Here is a 15,088-nt window from a genome sequence, read left to right as displayed (position 1 = left end):
CGTTGCCGAGACGGACGTCGTCGATCCGCGCCGGGTCCGGCTCCGGTGTGCGGGCGGGGAGTTCCCGGATCGCGTGCGCGGCCGGGTCGTCCGGGCATACGCCCGCCGGCCCGCCGTCGAAGCGGCCGATCGGCGTGCGGACCGCGTCGACGAGGTGGACGCCCTTCACTTCAGGCCCTCCGGCACGGTGAGTTCGGCGGCGGTCCGGGCGGCGATCTCGCCGGCGCCGACGCCCGGCGCGGTCTCGGCCAGCACCAGCCCGTCGCCGGTGACGTCGAGGACGCCCAGGTCGGTGATGATCCGGTCGACGCAGCCCTTGCCGGTCAGCGGCAGGGTGCACTCGGTGAGGATCTTCGGCGAGCCGTCCTTCGCGGTGTGCGTCATCACGACCACGACCGTGCGGGCGCCGTGCACCAGGTCCATCGCCCCGCCGATGCCCGTCACCAGCTTGCCGGGGACGGCCCAGTTGGCGAGGTCGCCCCGCGCGGAGACCTGCATCGCCCCCAGCACGGCGACATCGATGTGCCCGCCGCGGATCATCGAGAAGGACAGCGCCGAGTCGAAGAAGGAGGCGCCCGGCAGGACCGTCACCGTCTCCTTCCCGGCGTTGATGAGGTCCGGGTCGACGCTGTCCTCGGTGGGGTAGGGCCCGGTGCCGAGGATGCCGTTCTCCGATTCCAGGACGACCTCGACGCCCTCGGGCAGGAAGTTGGGGATCAGCGTGGGCAGGCCGATGCCGAGGTTGACGTACTGCCCGTCGCGCAGTTCCCGCGCCGCCCGTGCGGCCATCTCCTCGCGCGTCCAGGCCATCAGGAGCTCACCGTCCGCTGCTCGATCCTCTTGTCCGCCGCCTGCTCCGGGGTGAGCGCCAGCACCCGCTGCACGAAGATGCCGGGCAGGTGCACCGCGTCCGGGTCGATCGCGCCGGGCTCGACGAGCTCCTCCACCTCGGCGATCGTCACCCGCCCGGCCATCGCGGCCAGCGGGTTGAAGTTCCGGGCGGACTTGTTGAAGACCAGGTTGCCGTGCCGGTCGCCCCGGGCCGCCCGGACCAGGGCGAAGTCGGTGCGGATGCCGCGCTCCAGCACGTACGGGGTGCCGTCGAACTCCCGGACCTCCTTGGCCGGTGACGCCAGGGCGACCCCGCCCTGTCCGTCGTAGCGCCACGGCAGGCCGCCGTCGGCGACCTGGGTGCCCACCCCGGCGGGCGTGTAGAAGGCGGGGATCCCGGCGCCGCCGGCCCGCAGCCGCTCGGCCAGCGTGCCCTGCGGGATCAGCTCGACCTCCAGCTCCCCGGCCAGGTACTGCCGGGCGAACTCCTTGTTGGCGCCGATGTAGGAGCCCGTCACCCGGGCGATCCGGCCGGCGGCCAGCAGGACGGCCAGCCCCGACTCCATGGCCCCGCAGTTGTTGGAGACCACCGACAGACCGGACACCCGGCGCTCGTACAGCGCCTGGATCAGCACGTTCGGTACCCCGCTGAGCCCGAAACCGCCCACCGCGAGCGACGCGCCGTCCGGCACGTCGGCCACGGCCTCCAGGGCCGTGGCGACCACCTTGTCCATCCGACAAGCCCCATCTCTTGCACGCGACCCGACCGAATTAGTCAGGGCACTGAGTATTTCCGCGAGCCGTCTCTCACGCTGCCACCGGGACGACGCGGGCGTCAAGACTCCGGCTGACAGGCCTTCGAGGTGGCAGACGGTTTCGCGCCGGTCGACTATCGTTCAGTGCACCGACTAATCGAGCAAGGGATGCGCATGGCGGCGGCGGACCTCACCACCCACCCCGGGCACCTCGCCCGGCGGCTCCAGCAGGCACACCACCTGCTGTGGAACGCGATGGTCTCCGAGGAGATCACCTCGCCCCAGTACGCGGTCCTCAACACGCTCGTCGACGAGCCCGGCCTGGACCAGCGCACGGTGGGGGAGCGGGTGGGCCTCGACCGGTCCACCATCGCCGAGGTGATCAGCCGGCTCAGCCGGCGCGGGCTGCTGGACAAGGTGCGCGACCCGCAGGACGGCCGCCGCTCCCTGCTGCGCCTGACGGACGAGGGGGCGCGCACCCACCGCAGGCTCACCGTGCGCACCGCCCGGATGAACCAGGTCTTCCTCGCCCCGCTGACCGCCGGCGAGCGGACGGTCTTCCTCGACCTCCTCCGGCGGGTGGCGGACGCGGCCGAGGAACTGCGCCACCCCGAGGAGCCCGCGGCCCTGCCCCGCTGAGGGATCCGGGCCGGTCAGGAGGCCTGGGCGTACACCACCCACACCTGGCCCCGCGCGAAGCTCACCGGCGAGCCGTCGCCGGTGGTGAACGCGGTGCCGTCGGTGGCCTTCGCGCGCTTCCAGTCCACCTCCCAGGCCCGCCCGTCGCGCAGCACGGTCGCCTTCCCGGAACCCACCGTCTCGGTGTACGGCGAGTTGTTCCCGAGGAAGTCCCGGAAACCGGACTCGCGGATCCTCACGTACTGCACGACGACGGTCGCCGCCGTCATCCGCTCACCGCCGGCCGACGTGGCGGGGGAGCCGTCCATGCCGACCAGCCAGCGGTCGCGGGCGCCGGACCAGGTGAAGGTGAAGCGGGCCGCCGGGTAGCGCACCGTCCGCGAGGCCGTCGGCGTGCCACCCGCCGGGGCGGAGCCGTAGCGGAAGCCGGTGGTCAGGGCCGCCCGGCCCGGGATCTCGTTCACGATCCGCCCGGGCCGCAGGTAGAGGTTGTGCGGGGCGGCCCGGTCGCCGCCGCGGTAGAAGGCGTCCGGGGCGTCGGACGGGGTCACCGCCCGCAGCGGCGCCTCGTCGATCAGCGGCAGGAGCTTCTTCTGCGCCCCGGAGAACACCAGCGTGGGCCGGCGGAACTGGCGCAGCAGCTCCAGGTCGGACTCACGGGCGCTGCGCACCGGGCCGACCGCCTCCGGCACCCGGGTCGCGTACACCGCCATCAGCCGGCTCAGCCCGCCCTCGACCTGCTCCACGTACACCACGTCCGCGGCGTCGACGCCCGTGTGCGGACGTGCCGCGCTCGCGTTGTCGAGCTTGACGGCGAGCGCGGAGGGGCCGGCCGCCGACGGGGACCGCTCCGAGGCGCTGGCGGACCCCCGTCCGTCGTCGGGAGCGCCGCTCCCGCCGGTGCACCCCGCCGCCAGGGCGGCCGTCAACGTGACGGCCAGCAGCGTCGCCGTCGTCGCGGCGCGCCGTCCGCGCGCCCCTCGTCCCATGCCCACCGTCGCCACCGGCCCCTGTCATCGATATGTCTTGATTATGAACTTATCTGACCATCCGCGACCAGGTCCGATCCCTCATGACGGGACGGTGTCCCGGCCGCGTCCGTCGATCGGCGCAAAGGTTCAGCGCGGGGCGCCCGGGTACCCGGACCCCGCCGACCGACCGACGCGCACGCCGACGGAGGGAGCGCGAAGCGATGAGGGCAGTGACCTGGCAGGGCAAGCGGGACGTGCGGGTGGAGAACGTGCCCGATCCGAGCATCCAGGAACCGACGGACGCGATCATCCGCATCACCTCCAGCGGTCTGTGCGGATCCGATCTGCACCTGTACGAGGTGCTCACGCCGTTCATGACCCCGGGCGACATCCTCGGCCACGAACCCATGGGCATCGTCGAGGAGGTCGGCGCGGGCGTCCCGGACCTCCAGGTGGGGGACCGGGTCGTCGTCCCGTTCCAGATCGCCTGCGGCAACTGCTGGATGTGCCTGACCGGCCTGCCCACCCAGTGCGAGACCACCCAGGTCACCGGCGAGGGCATGGGCGCCGCCCTGTTCGGCTACACCCGTCTGTACGGCGCGGTGCCGGGCGCCCAGGCCGAGTACCTGCGTGTCCCGCAGGCGCAGTTCGGCCCGATCAAGGTCCCCGAGGGCCCGCCCGACGACCGGTTCGTCTACCTCTCCGACGTGCTGCCCACCGCCTGGCAGGCCGTCGCCTACGCCGACGTCCCGCAGGGCGGCAGCATCGCCGTGCTGGGCCTCGGGCCCATCGGCGACATGGCCTGCCGCGTCGCCCAGGTGAAGGGTGCCGGACGGGTGTTCGGCGTGGACCTGGTCCCGGAACGACTGGCCCGGGCCAAGGCGCGCGGGGTGGAGACCTTCGACCTGCGGTCCTTCGACGACGAGAAGGAACTCGTCGCCGCGATCCGCGACGAGACCGACGGCCGCGGCCCGGACGCCGTGATCGACGCCGTCGGCACCGAGGCCCACGGCAGCGCGGTGGCCCGCCTGGTGCAGAACACCGCCGCGGTGCTGCCGCGCAAGCTGAGCGGCCCGATGTCCGAGCGGTTCAGCGTCGACCGCCTCGCCGCCCTCTACACGGCCATCGACCTGGTGCGCCGCGGCGGCACCATCTCGCTCTCCGGCGTCTACGGCGGCATGGCCGATCCGATGCCGATGCTCACCCTGTTCGACAAGCAGGTCCAGATGCGGATGGGCCAGGCCAACGTGCGCCGCTGGAGCGACGAGATCATCCCGTACCTGACCGACGAGGACCCGCTCGGCGTGGACGACTTCGCCACCCACCGCGTGCCCCTGTCGGAGGCGCCGCACGCCTACGAGATGTTCCAGCGCAAGCAGGACGGCGCGGTCAAGATCCTGATGCAGCCCTGAGCGGTCCCGGCCTCACGCGCCGAGGATCTCCGCCAGGTCGTAGCGCACCGGCTCCTCCAGCTGCGCGTACGTGCAGCTGGAGGGGGTCCGGTCCGGGCGCCAGCGGCGGAAGCGGGCGGTGTGCCGGAAGCGCTGCCCGTTCTCCATGTGGTCGTAGGCCACCTCGGCCACCCGCTCCGGCCTCAGCGGGACCCAGGACAGGTCCTTGCGGCCCGACCAGCGGCTCGGCGCCCCCGGCAGCCGGGCCGTCTCGTGGGCGGCCTCCTCGGACCAGGCCGCCCACGGATGCCCCGAGACGTCGTCCATGCGCAGCGGCTCCAGCTCCGTCACCAGCTCCGCCCGCCGCTTCATCGTGAAGGCCGCGGACACGCCCACGTGCTGCAGCGTGCCGCGGTCGTCGTACAGGCCGAGCAGCAGCGAGCCCACCACCGGGCCGCTCTTGTGCAGCCGGTACCCGGCGACCACGACGTCCGCCGTCCGCTCGTGCTTGATCTTGAACATGGCCCGTTCGTCCGGGCGGTAGCGCCCGGCCGGCGGCTTGGCGACGACACCGTCCAGACCCGCCCCCTCGTACTGCTCGAACCACTGCCGCGCCACCTCGATGTCCGTGGTCGCCGGCGCGAGGTGCACCGGCGCCGTCACGCCGGACAGCGCCCCCGCCAGCCGCTCCCGCCGCTCGGTCAGCGGGGTGTTCATCAGCGACTCGTCCCCGAGCGCCAGCAGGTCGAACGCCACGAGCGAGGCGGGCGTCCGCTCCGCCAGCGTCCGCACCCGCGAGTCCGCCGGGTGGATCCGCTCCGACAGCGCGTCGAAGTCCAGATGCCCCTCCCGCGCGATCACGATCTCCCCGTCCACCACGCACCGCTCGGGCAACCGCTCCCGCACGGCCGTCACCAGCTCGGGAAAATACCTGGTCAACGGCTTCCCCGTGCGACTTCCCAGCTCGACCTCGTCGCCGTCGCGGAACACGATCGCCCGGAACCCGTCCCACTTCGCCTCGTAGTGCATGCCCGCGGGGATCGCCGCCACGGACTTGGCGAGCATCGGCAGGACAGGGGGCATCACCGGCAGATCCATGGCTCGATTCTGCGCGCGCCCGTCCCGATGTGCCCGATGTGCGAGGTATGCGGGCTACGCCTACCGTGACGGACATGGGTGACGCGGTGGAACTGGAGGTGGACGGCCGGACCGTGCGGCTGTCCAGCCCGGACAAGGTCTTCTTCCCCGAGCGCGGTTTCACCAAGCTGGACCTCGCCCGCTACTACATCGCCGTCGGCCCCGGCATCCTGCGGGCCCTGCGCGACCGGCCGACCACCCTGGAGCGCTACCCCGAGGGCGTGAGCGGGGAGAACTTCTTCCAGAAGCGGGCGCCGAAGAACATGCCCGACTGGATCCCGACCGCGCACATCACCTTCCCCAGCGGCCGCAGCGCCGACGAGATGTGCCCCACCGAGGTCGGCGCGGTGGTGTGGGCCGCCCAGTTCGGCACCCTCACCTTCCACCCCTGGCCGGTCCGCCGCGACGACGTCGACCGCCCCGACGAACTGCGCATCGACCTCGACCCGCAGCCCGGCACCGACTACGACGACGCCGCCCGCGCCGCCCACGAACTGCGGGCCGTGCTCGACGAGTTCGGCGGACTGCGCGGCTTCCCCAAGACCTCCGGAGGCCGGGGCCTGCACGTCTTCGTGCCCATCGAACCCCGCTGGACCTTCACCCAGGTCAGGCGCGCCGCCATCGCCGTCGGCCGGGAGATGGAGCGGCGGATGCCGCAGCAGGTCACCATCAAGTGGTGGAAGGAGGAGCGCGGCGAGCGCATCTTCCTCGACTACAACCAGACGGCCCGCGACCGCACGATCGCCTCCGCCTACTCGGTACGGCCCCGCCCGCACGCTCCCGTCTCCGCGCCCCTGCGCTGGGAGGAGGTCGGGGTCGCGCACCCGCAGGACTTCGACCTCGCGAGCATGCCCGCGCGCTTCGCCGAACTCGGCGACGTGCACGCGGACATGGACGACCACCGCTACTCCCTCGAAGCCCTGCTCGACCTCGCCCGCCGCGACGAACACGACCACGGGCTGGGCGACCTGCCGTACCCGCCCGAGTATCCGAAGATGCCGGGGGAGCCCAGACGGGTACAGCCGAGCAGGGCCCGCAAGGAGAAGGAGCCTCCTACAGCTCCTTGATCCGGATGTCGCGGAACGAGACCACGTCCGTCGTGCCGTGCACCTGGAGCCCGATGTAGCCGGAGGCGAAGCGCCGCCCGTCCGTGCCCGGGTCGTCCGAGCGCGGGGGAGAGAACTCCTGGCCGCCGGTGTTGTCGAACTCGTTGATCAGCACGCCGTTGCGGAAGACCGAGTAGTGCTGGCCCTCCACCCGGATCTCGTAGTCGTTCCAGGTGCCCTTCTGCGTGACCCCGGCACCGGCCAGGCCCACGCGGTCGAAGCCGTAGACCGAGCCGGTCTTGTACATGTCGCCGTCGGGCCGGTCGAGCACCTGCACCTCGTGCCCGTACTTGATGGCGACCCACTCGGGCCGCGACTCCTCCGGGTGGTCGTGGACCCAGGGGAAGCGCACGAAGACGCCCGAGTTGGCGTTGCCGGTGCCGGGCGCGTCGTCACGCCACTGCAGCTTCAGCGAGAAGTCGCCGTACTTGCGCTGCGGGAACCACAGCATGCCCATGCCCGGCGTGGTGGTGCTGGAGGTGATCGTCCCGTCCGGGTTCAGCCCGAACGAACCACCGCCCACATGCTGCCACTTGGCCAGGGACTCCGCGCTGCCGTCGAAGATCGCCCGGTAGCCCTCGGTCTGCCCCGGCTTGCCGATGCCCGACTGGCGGGCGGCCTTGCGGACGGCGTTGTACTCGCGCTGGTCGATCACGCCTTCCTTCAGCAGCGCGTCCAGGACGGACGTGACGTGCTTGAGGAACAGCGCGTGGGACGTCCACTCCTTCTCGTCCTCGATCAGCTCGCCGATCCGGCACCGGTTGTCGGTGACCCGGTTGCGCACCCCCGAGTCGACCGTGCCGACGAACACCGTCAGCCGCTCGTCGTACTCCGGGCAGTCGGGCGCCGGGACCCCGCCGGAGACGATGGTGAAGGTCACGGTGCGGGCCGCCGAGGTGTTGCCGGCCTTGTCGGTCGCCCGGTACGCCACGGTGTGCGCACCGGCCCGGTCCACCACCACCGGCGCCGAGTACGCCAGGTACGGTCCACCGTCGAGCGAGTACTCGATCCGCTCGACGCCCGAGCCGTGCGCGTCGGTCGCCGAGACGGTCACCCGGGCGCTGTTGACGTACGCCCCGTCGGAGTTCTTCGTGCCCTCCACGGTCACGCCCGTCACCGGCGGGGTGGTGTCCTGCGGCGGCGCGGCGACGACGGTGAACCGCACGCTCTTCTCGGCCGCCACGTTGCCCGCCTTGTCGGTGGCGCGGTAGCGGACCGTGTGCTCGCCCACCTGGTGCACCATCACGGGCGCGGTGTACGGCTGCCAGGCGCCGGAGCCGACCGCGTACTCGATCGTGTTGACCCCGGAGCCGGTGTCGGACGCGGAGACGGTGACCGTCGCCATGTCGACGTACGCGCCGTCCGGATTCCGCTCGCCGGTCACCGTCGCCGAGGTCTCCGGCGCGGTGGTGTCGTCCGACTGCGGTGCCACGACCGTGAACGCGGCGCTCTTCTCGGCGGAGACGTTGCCCGCCTTGTCGAACGCCCGGTAGCGGACCGTGTGATCACCGACCTGGTCGACCACGACCGGCGCGGTGTACGGCTGCCAGGCGCCCGTGGCGCCGAGCGCGTACTCGATCCGGTCCACACCGGAGCCGCCCTCGTCGGTGGCGTGCAGCGCCACGCTCGCGGAGCCGACGTACTGGCCCTGCGTGTTCTGCGTGCCGCTGACGTGCGCCGACGCCTCGGGCGCCGTGGTGTCCTCGCCGGTGCCCTCGGTCACCGTGAGGATGCCCTGCATCTGGCCGTGGCCGGGGATGGTGCAGTGGTAGAAGTACCGGCCCGGCGTGAGCGTGACCTGGGCGGTGTGCTTGCCGCCCTGGGCGTCGTTCGGGTTCGCCAGGAGGTTCAGCTGCACGTCACTGTTGAACTCGGGGTCGCTCGTCACGAACGTCAGGGTGTGCGGCATGCCGGTGGTGTTGCCGGTGGCCGCGCTGTTCTCGAAGACGATCGTCGCCTGGCCGGCGACCGCCGTCTGCGGGGCCGACAGGTACTTGTCGATGTCGTTGCCGGCCGTCCAGGTGAGCACCTGTTCGGCGGCCGGCGCCTCGGTCTGCCCGGCCGCGGGGATCGCCTGCAGGCCGAGCATCACGAGCAGGGCGGCCAGCACGGCGGCCCAGACTCTTCGGTGCGGTAGGTGCCGTGTCACTCGGTCCCCCTCGCCAGCTGACCGGCGGCCGGGGTCGGCCCGCCGCCCTTGTACACGACCCGCCACAGGGCCGACTTGGAGTCCGAGGTGAAGAAGCCACGGCCGTAGTCGAGGACGTACAGCGCGCCGTCCGGACCGAACTTCCAGTCCATCAGGTTCTTGATGCCGTCGTTGCCGATCGGCACGATCTTCTTCAGCGACTCCGAGTGCACCGGCAGACCGCCGTCTCCCTGCGTCTTCGGGTCCATGAGCACCGCGTTGCGCGGCTGGTCGGCGTCGTAGAAGTCGCCGACGAACCACTTGCCGTCCCAGTAGGCCGGCCACTTGACGGTGCTGTCGGCCGCGACCGCGTCGGAGCGGTACACCGGCCCGTTCATGGCCGCCTGCCCGCCGCCCTTGAGCCAGGGCAGCTTGTAGGTGGCCTCCTCCGGCTTGTAGGAGGGGACCCCGTTGGCGTCCCGCGGGTAGTCCGGCGCGCCGCCCGAGGGCGAGTACCAGATGTTGTTGCCGGTCACCGGCGGCAGGTTGACCAGGCCGTCGTTGTTCGGCGACTCGTTCTTCGGGTGGTCGCAGTCGTACCAGCCCAGAGGCTTCGACGGGTCCGGCAGATTGCGGTCGCGGTAGGGCTGCTTGTTGCCCATGCAGTACGGCCAGCCGCGGTTGCCCGCCTTGGTGATGGCGGCGAACGTGTCGTACTTGGCCGGCCCCCAGGTGGTCGAGGGCGCTCCGGCGTCCGGCCCGACCCAGCCCGCGTAGAGCACGTCGGTCGACTTGTCGACGAAGATGCGCGCCGGGTTGCGCACGCCCATCACGTAGATCTCGCCGCGCGTCTTGCCGCCGCCCTCGTCGGTCTCCTTCCCGGTGAAGAGGTTGCCCTCGGGCAGCGTGTAGGTGCCGTCCGGCTCCGGGTGGATGCGCAGGATCTTGCCGTTGAGGTTGTTGGTGTTGCCGGCGGTGCGGCGCGCGTCCGCGAACGAGACGCCCTTGTAGTTCGGTTCGGGGTTGTTGCCCGAGTAACCGCCGCTGAAGCCACTGGAGTTGTTGTCACCCGTGGCGATGTACAGGTTGCCCTCGGAGTCCCAGGCCATCCCGCCGCCCGCGTGGCAGCAACTGTGGATCTGCACCGGCCACTTCAGCAGCACCTTCTCGCTGGACAGGTCCAGCTTGTTGGTGGCCTGGTCGAGCGTGAACCGGGAGACCCGCCGCTCCGCCATCCGCGTGTCACGGTTGATCCGCTCGTGCGGCGTGTAGTGCAGGTACACCCAGCCGTTCCGCGCGAACTGCGGGTCCAGCTCGATGCCGAGCAGCCCCTCCTCGACCTTGACCAGCTCGTCGCCGCCGCCCTTGTTGCCGAAGACGGTCAGCGTGCCGGCGAGGGTGACCTGCTTGGTTTTCGGGTCGTAGACGTGGATCTCGCCCTTGCCCTTGCCGATGTCGGGGTTGTTCCAGTCGGTGATCACCGGCTGCGAGGAGTCGGCGCCGCCCCGGCCGATGTAGAAGACGCGGCCGTCCGGTGCGGTGACCAGCCCGTGCGGCTCGCCGATCTGGTCGTTCTGTCCTGGCTGGTTGGGCTTGGTCAGCCGCTCCGCCGTGTAGTTGGCGTTGATGGTCGCCTTGCAGTCGGCCTGCTCCAGGCGGGTCGTCCACATCAGCGCGCCGCGCAGGTGGGCCCGGAAGTCGGTCTCGTCGTACGACGACACCGTGCCGCCCATGCCGGTGTAGAAGGAGCGGCCGCCGTCGTAGTCGCGGCACCAGCTGACCGGGTGGTCCCAGCCGTTGGCGCCCGTGCCCGGCTGGTAGGTCGACTCCCGCACCCGGGCCACCGTGTGGACGTCGCCCGAGGGGTTCTTCACCCAGTTGAGCCACTTGTCCGGGCGTTTCCACTGCACCGGCAGGTCCTTGGTGGCCGGGTGCCGGCGGTCGCCGACCTCCACGGTCGCCCGCTGCACGGCCGCGGGGCTGGAGGCGGCCGGGCGGGCGCCCACCAGCCCGGTGAACCAGTCCGAGTACGGCTCCGCGCGCGCCGCGTCATGGATGCCGACGAACCCGCCGCCGGCCTCCATGTACGCCTCCAGGCCCGCCTCCTGCTCCGGGTCCAGGACGTCGCCCCCGCCGGTCAGGAACACGATCGCGTTGAAGCGGCCGAGCCTGGTCTCGTCGGTGAACACCGAGGCGTCGCCGGTCGCCTGGACCTTGAAGCGGCGGTTCGTGGGGCCGGTCAGCCCGATGTCCTCGATGGCCTCGATCGCGGCGTTCACGACCGGGGACTCCTCCCCGGCCGCGGAACCGTGGAAGACCAGCACCCGTACGTTCGCGCCGCCCGGCGGCGACTTGATCGACATCGTTGTCAAGGGTGGTTCCGGATATGGACGAGCACTCGCGGCGGGCCCCGACAGCAGCCCGGCGGTCACGACACCGGCGGCCACCGAGGCCGCCCAGACGCGTCTTCTCTGGCTCAGCCCTCGTAAGGGCATGGGCACCTCCTCGGTCACAGCGACACCGCCAAGGAAGCTAAACCCCTTTGCCCGTCCGGCCAATACCTATGACCGGGATGGCACCAACTTTGTCTTGAGTGTGGATAAACGGGGGCGCGGCCGGTACCGTCTCACCGGTTCATCACAGGTACGCCTCCGTAAGAGCCTTACCAGGGTGGGGAGTTCCGCATGGACAGACGCAGCTTCAACCGGCGCGTGCTGCTGGGCGGCGCGGCCGTCGCGACATCGTTGTCCGTGGCGCCGGAGGCCATCAGCGCCGACGGGCCGGCGAAGACGGCACCCGCCGGAGGCGAGGTGAAGCGCATCAGGATGTACGCCGAGAAGCTGGCGGACGGTCAGATGGGCTACGGCCTGGAGAAGGGCAAGGCCACCGTCCCCGGCCCGCTGATCGAGCTCAACGAGGGCGACACCCTGCACGTCGAGTTCGAGAACACCATGGACGTGCCGGTGAGCCTGCACGTGCACGGCCTGGACTACGAGATCACCAGCGACGGCACGAAACTGAACCGCAGTCACGTCGAACCGGGCGGCACCCGCACCTACACCTGGCGCACCCACGCCCCGGGACGCCGCAAGGACGGCACCTGGCGGGCGGGCAGCGCCGGCTACTGGCACTACCACGACCACGTCGTCGGCACGGAACACGGCACCGTGGGGCTGCAGAAGGGCCTGTTCGGGCCGGTCATCGTCCGCCGCAGGGGCGACGTCCTGCCCGACCGCACGCACACGGTCGTCTTCAACGACATGCGCATCAACAACCAGGCGCCGCACTCCGGGCCGAACTTCGAGGCCACGGTGGGCGACCGGGTCGAGTTCATCGTGATCACGCACGGCGAGTTCTACCACACGTTCCACATGCACGGTCACCGCTGGGCGGACAACCGCACCGGCATGCTGACCGGCCCCGACGACCCCAGCCAGGTCATCGACAACAAGATCACCGGACCGGCCGACTCCTTCGGCTTCCAGGTGATCGCGGGGGAGGGGGTGGGGGCCGGCGCCTGGATGTACCACTGCCATGTGCAGAGCCACTCCGACATGGGGATGGTGGGACTGTTCCTGGTGAAGAAGCCGGACGGGACGATCCCCGGCTACGACCCGCACGAGCACGAACACGGGCACTCGGGGCAGCCGGCGGACGGGGGACAGGGCGGCGGACACGACCACTGACGGGTACCTGACACTGCGAAGGCGCAGGCGAGAGCGCTCTCACCCGGCGGCGCACCCGGGGCTATCCTGATCCGCAGCCGCAGGTGAGGAGCCCCGAAGTGACCGACACAGCGCCGCGTCCCACCCTGGAGGCCGTGGCCGCCCGGGCCGGTGTCTCGCGGGCCACCGTCTCCCGCGTGGTCAACGGCGGGGACGGGGTGCGGGACGTCCTCGTCGAGCGGGTCCGCAAGGCCGTCGAGGAACTCGGCTACGTGCCCAACCAGGCCGCTCGCTCCCTGGTGACCCGGCGGCACGACGCGGTCGCCGTGGTCGTCGCCGAACCGGAGAGCCGCGTCTTCGCCGACCCGTTCTTCGCGCTCCAGCTGCGCGGCATCAGCAAGGAACTCACGGCCCACGACAACCAGCTCGTGCTGCTGCTCACCGAGGGCCGCGACGACCACGCCCGGGTCGGCCGGTACCTGGCCGGCGGCCACGTGGACGGGGCGCTGGTCTTCTCGCTCCACCTCGACGACCCGCTGCCGGAGCTGATCCAGCGGGCCGGTGTCCCGACGGTCTTCGGCGGCCGGCCCGGCTGGAGCGGCGGCCGGAGCGACGTGGTGTACGTCGACAGCGACAACCGCGGCGGAGCCCGCGACGCCGTCCGCCACCTGGCCGGCCTCGGCCGCACCCGGATCGCGCACATCACCGGTGCCCTGGACCAGACGTCGGCGGTGGACCGGCTGGACGGCTACCGGGACGTCATGGCGGACGCCGACCCACGGCTGATCGCCGAGGCCGACTTCACCCCGGCCGGGGGCGAGCGGGCGATGCGCGAACTCCTCGACCGCTGCCCCGACCTGGACGCGGTGTTCGCCGCGAACGACCTCACGGCCTCCGGCGCCCTGCGCGTCCTGCGCGAGTCCGGCCGCCGCGTCCCGGACGACGTGGCCGTCATCGGCTTCGACGACTTGCAGCCCGTCGCCGAGCAGACCGACCCGCCCCTCACCACGGTCCGCCAGGACATAGAGGAGATGGGCCGCATCATGGCCCGCCTTCTGCTGCACGGCCTCGACCGAGCCCACCGCCACGAGGCGGCCGCCACCCCACCGTCCAGCGTGGTGTTGCCGACGACGCTGGTGCGGCGCCGGTCGGCCTAGGAGGGAGTGGATCCGCCCGGTCCCGGACGTCCGGACTACAGGGCCCGGCCCTGCCGCGGCTCGGTGCGGATCACCGCGAAGCGGGCGCCGTAGGGGTCGGTGAGCCTGGCGACGCGGCCGACGTCGGGCAGGTCCGTGGCGGGCATGCGCAGCGTGCCGCCGTGTTCCTGGGCGACGGCGGCGACGGCGTCGGGGTCGGCGACCTCGAAGTAGGGGAGCCAGTGGGGCTCGTGCTCGGCCGGATCGTCGGCGAGGGCCACGACCGCGCCGAACATGGCGTCCTCGTCCTCCCCGGCGGGGCCGAAGGTGGTGTACGTGCCGCCGTACAGGTCGACGCCGTAGGTCTCCAGGCCGAGCACGGAGTGGTAGAACGCGGCGGCGGCCGGGACGTCCGCCGTGTACAGCTCGGCCCAGCACAGCGAGCCGGCTTCCCCGACCACGTCCAGTCCCCGGGTGCGTCCCGGCTGCCACAGGCCGAAGGGCACCCCGGCGCGGTCGGCGAGGATCGCCGTCCGGCCCAGGTCCTGCACGTCCATGGGCGGCAGCAGCACCGAGCCGCGTGCCTGCCGGGCCGCCTCGGCGGTGGCGTCCGCGTCCGGCGTCCGGAAGTACACCGTCCAGGAGGGCGGCCCCTGCTCCGGCGTGGTCCGCATGCCGCCGGCGACGGTCCGGCCGCCGAGCTGGAAGAGGCCGTACCCGCCGACCTCGGGCCCGCCCGGCAGGAACCGCCAGCCGAACAGGGCCTCGTAGAAGACCGTCGCGCCGTCGATGTCGGGGGTGGCGAGATCGATCCAGTTCGGAGCGCCGGTGACATAACGGGTGGTGAGCATCCTCGCCCTCCTCGCACAGGGGACCGTTCGGCCGCACTGCCGAGTCTCCCACCGCCGACGGGCGGGCGCCGCGTCGCCGCGCGGCCGGACGCGCTCGTCCGGTCCCGCGTGCCGCCGTGCACCGGCGGCCCCGGCGGGGCGACGATCGGCACCGGGCTCAGGCCGGTGAACGCCGTGTTGATCGCGCGTTGATCGAACGTTTTGCACCGGCCGGGACGCTACTGCCCATGCCCATCGACACGATCACCCCGCCCGAACTCGCCTGGCAGCAGGAAGCGTTGTGCTCGCAGACCGGGGCGGAGTTCTTCTTCCCGGAGCCCGGCAGTTCGGTGCGGGAGGCGAAGCGGATCTGCGGTCTGTGCCCGATCCGCACGGCCTGCCTGGAATACGCGCTCGACCACGACGAGCGCTTCGGCGTGTGGGGCGGCCTGTCGGAGAAGGAGCGGCTGGAGCTGCGCCGGGCATCACGGTAGCCACA

General features: G+C 71.8%; 13 protein-coding genes and 1 pseudogene. 6 read left to right on the top strand and 8 right to left on the bottom strand.

The genetic code is table 11. The features are described from left to right. The 3 genes and pseudogenes from RIN80_RS07745 to RIN80_RS07735 form a co-directional block, all read right to left on the bottom strand. Window positions 1-169, bottom strand: a pseudogene (locus tag RIN80_RS07745) (3-oxoadipyl-CoA thiolase); the annotation flags it as partial. Further along, complete coding sequence (locus tag RIN80_RS07740; protein WP_309094764.1) at window positions 166-810, bottom strand: CoA transferase subunit B; 645 nt, start codon at window positions 808-810, stop codon at window positions 166-168. The pseudogene RIN80_RS07745 and the gene RIN80_RS07740, both read right to left, overlap by 4 nt. After that, on the bottom strand, window positions 810-1,565 hold the full coding sequence (locus tag RIN80_RS07735; RefSeq protein ID WP_309094763.1) for a CoA transferase subunit A: 756 nt from the start codon (window positions 1,563-1,565) through the stop codon (window positions 810-812). Before RIN80_RS07735 ends, RIN80_RS07740 begins: the two co-directional genes overlap by 1 nt. 195 nt (window positions 1,566-1,760) lie before the next feature. Here RIN80_RS07735 and RIN80_RS07730 point away from each other — a divergent pair, with 195 nt between their 5' ends. Beyond that, window positions 1,761-2,225 carry a MarR family transcriptional regulator gene (locus tag RIN80_RS07730; protein WP_309094762.1) on the top strand — a complete coding sequence of 155 codons (465 nt, stop codon included), beginning with the start codon at window positions 1,761-1,763 and terminating at the stop codon, window positions 2,223-2,225. Between the two features lie 14 nt (window positions 2,226-2,239). On the opposite strand, the gene RIN80_RS07725 is transcribed toward RIN80_RS07730, so the two are convergent. After that, the gene (locus RIN80_RS07725; protein WP_309094761.1) at window positions 2,240-3,214 is read right to left on the bottom strand and encodes a DUF3048 domain-containing protein; all 975 of its coding nucleotides are present in this window, start codon (window positions 3,212-3,214) and stop codon (window positions 2,240-2,242) included. 203 nt (window positions 3,215-3,417) lie between these two features. On the opposite strand from RIN80_RS07725, the gene RIN80_RS07720 reads away from it, so the two are divergent. Continuing rightward, window positions 3,418-4,608 carry a zinc-dependent alcohol dehydrogenase gene (locus RIN80_RS07720; RefSeq protein ID WP_309094760.1) on the top strand — a complete coding sequence of 397 codons (1,191 nt, stop codon included), beginning with the start codon at window positions 3,418-3,420 and terminating at the stop codon, window positions 4,606-4,608. Between the two features lie 12 nt (window positions 4,609-4,620). On the opposite strand, the gene RIN80_RS07715 is transcribed toward RIN80_RS07720, so the two are convergent. Next, a complete protein-coding gene (locus RIN80_RS07715) occupies window positions 4,621-5,685 on the bottom strand; it encodes an ATP-dependent DNA ligase (protein WP_309094759.1) in 1,065 nt (354 codons plus the stop codon). 74 nt (window positions 5,686-5,759) lie between these two features. Between RIN80_RS07715 and ligD the strand changes: the two genes are divergently transcribed. After that, window positions 5,760-6,791, top strand: coding sequence for a non-homologous end-joining DNA ligase (gene ligD, locus RIN80_RS07710; protein WP_309094758.1), 1,032 nt, complete (start codon window positions 5,760-5,762; stop codon window positions 6,789-6,791). Here the strand turns inward: ligD and RIN80_RS07705 are convergent. After that, window positions 6,778-8,919: an OmpL47-type beta-barrel domain-containing protein gene (locus RIN80_RS07705; RefSeq protein ID WP_309094792.1), complete on the bottom strand. Its 2,142-nt coding sequence runs from the start codon at window positions 8,917-8,919 to the stop codon at window positions 6,778-6,780. The two genes, ligD and RIN80_RS07705, sit on opposite strands and share 14 nt — an antisense overlap. Before the next feature lie 56 nt (window positions 8,920-8,975). Further along, entirely contained in the window at window positions 8,976-11,453 is a 2,478-nt protein-coding gene (locus RIN80_RS07700; RefSeq protein WP_309094757.1) for a ThuA domain-containing protein, read from the bottom strand. A gap of 189 nt (window positions 11,454-11,642) precedes the next feature. Between RIN80_RS07700 and RIN80_RS07695 the strand changes: the two genes are divergently transcribed. After that, window positions 11,643-12,644 (top strand): multicopper oxidase domain-containing protein, encoded by a 1,002-nt coding sequence (locus RIN80_RS07695; RefSeq protein ID WP_309094756.1) that lies wholly within the window; start codon window positions 11,643-11,645, stop codon window positions 12,642-12,644. A gap of 98 nt (window positions 12,645-12,742) precedes the next feature. Then, window positions 12,743-13,780 carry a LacI family DNA-binding transcriptional regulator gene (locus RIN80_RS07690; protein WP_309094755.1) on the top strand — a complete coding sequence of 346 codons (1,038 nt, stop codon included), beginning with the start codon at window positions 12,743-12,745 and terminating at the stop codon, window positions 13,778-13,780. 35 nt (window positions 13,781-13,815) lie between these two features. Here the strand turns inward: RIN80_RS07690 and RIN80_RS07685 are convergent, their stop codons facing one another. Further along, complete coding sequence (locus tag RIN80_RS07685) at window positions 13,816-14,610, bottom strand: VOC family protein (protein ID WP_309094754.1); 795 nt, start codon at window positions 14,608-14,610, stop codon at window positions 13,816-13,818. 227 nt (window positions 14,611-14,837) lie between these two features. Here RIN80_RS07685 and RIN80_RS07680 point away from each other — a divergent pair, with 227 nt between their 5' ends. Continuing rightward, on the top strand, window positions 14,838-15,083 hold the full coding sequence (locus RIN80_RS07680) for a WhiB family transcriptional regulator (protein ID WP_309094753.1): 246 nt from the start codon (window positions 14,838-14,840) through the stop codon (window positions 15,081-15,083). Window positions 15,084-15,088 lie beyond the last annotated feature (5 nt).

Source organism: Streptomyces sp., assembly GCF_031181705.1.
Taxonomy (GTDB): domain Bacteria; phylum Actinomycetota; class Actinomycetes; order Streptomycetales; family Streptomycetaceae; genus Streptomyces.
Note: the sequence above shows the minus strand (reverse complement) of the source record. Positions and strands in the feature narration are given on the sequence as shown.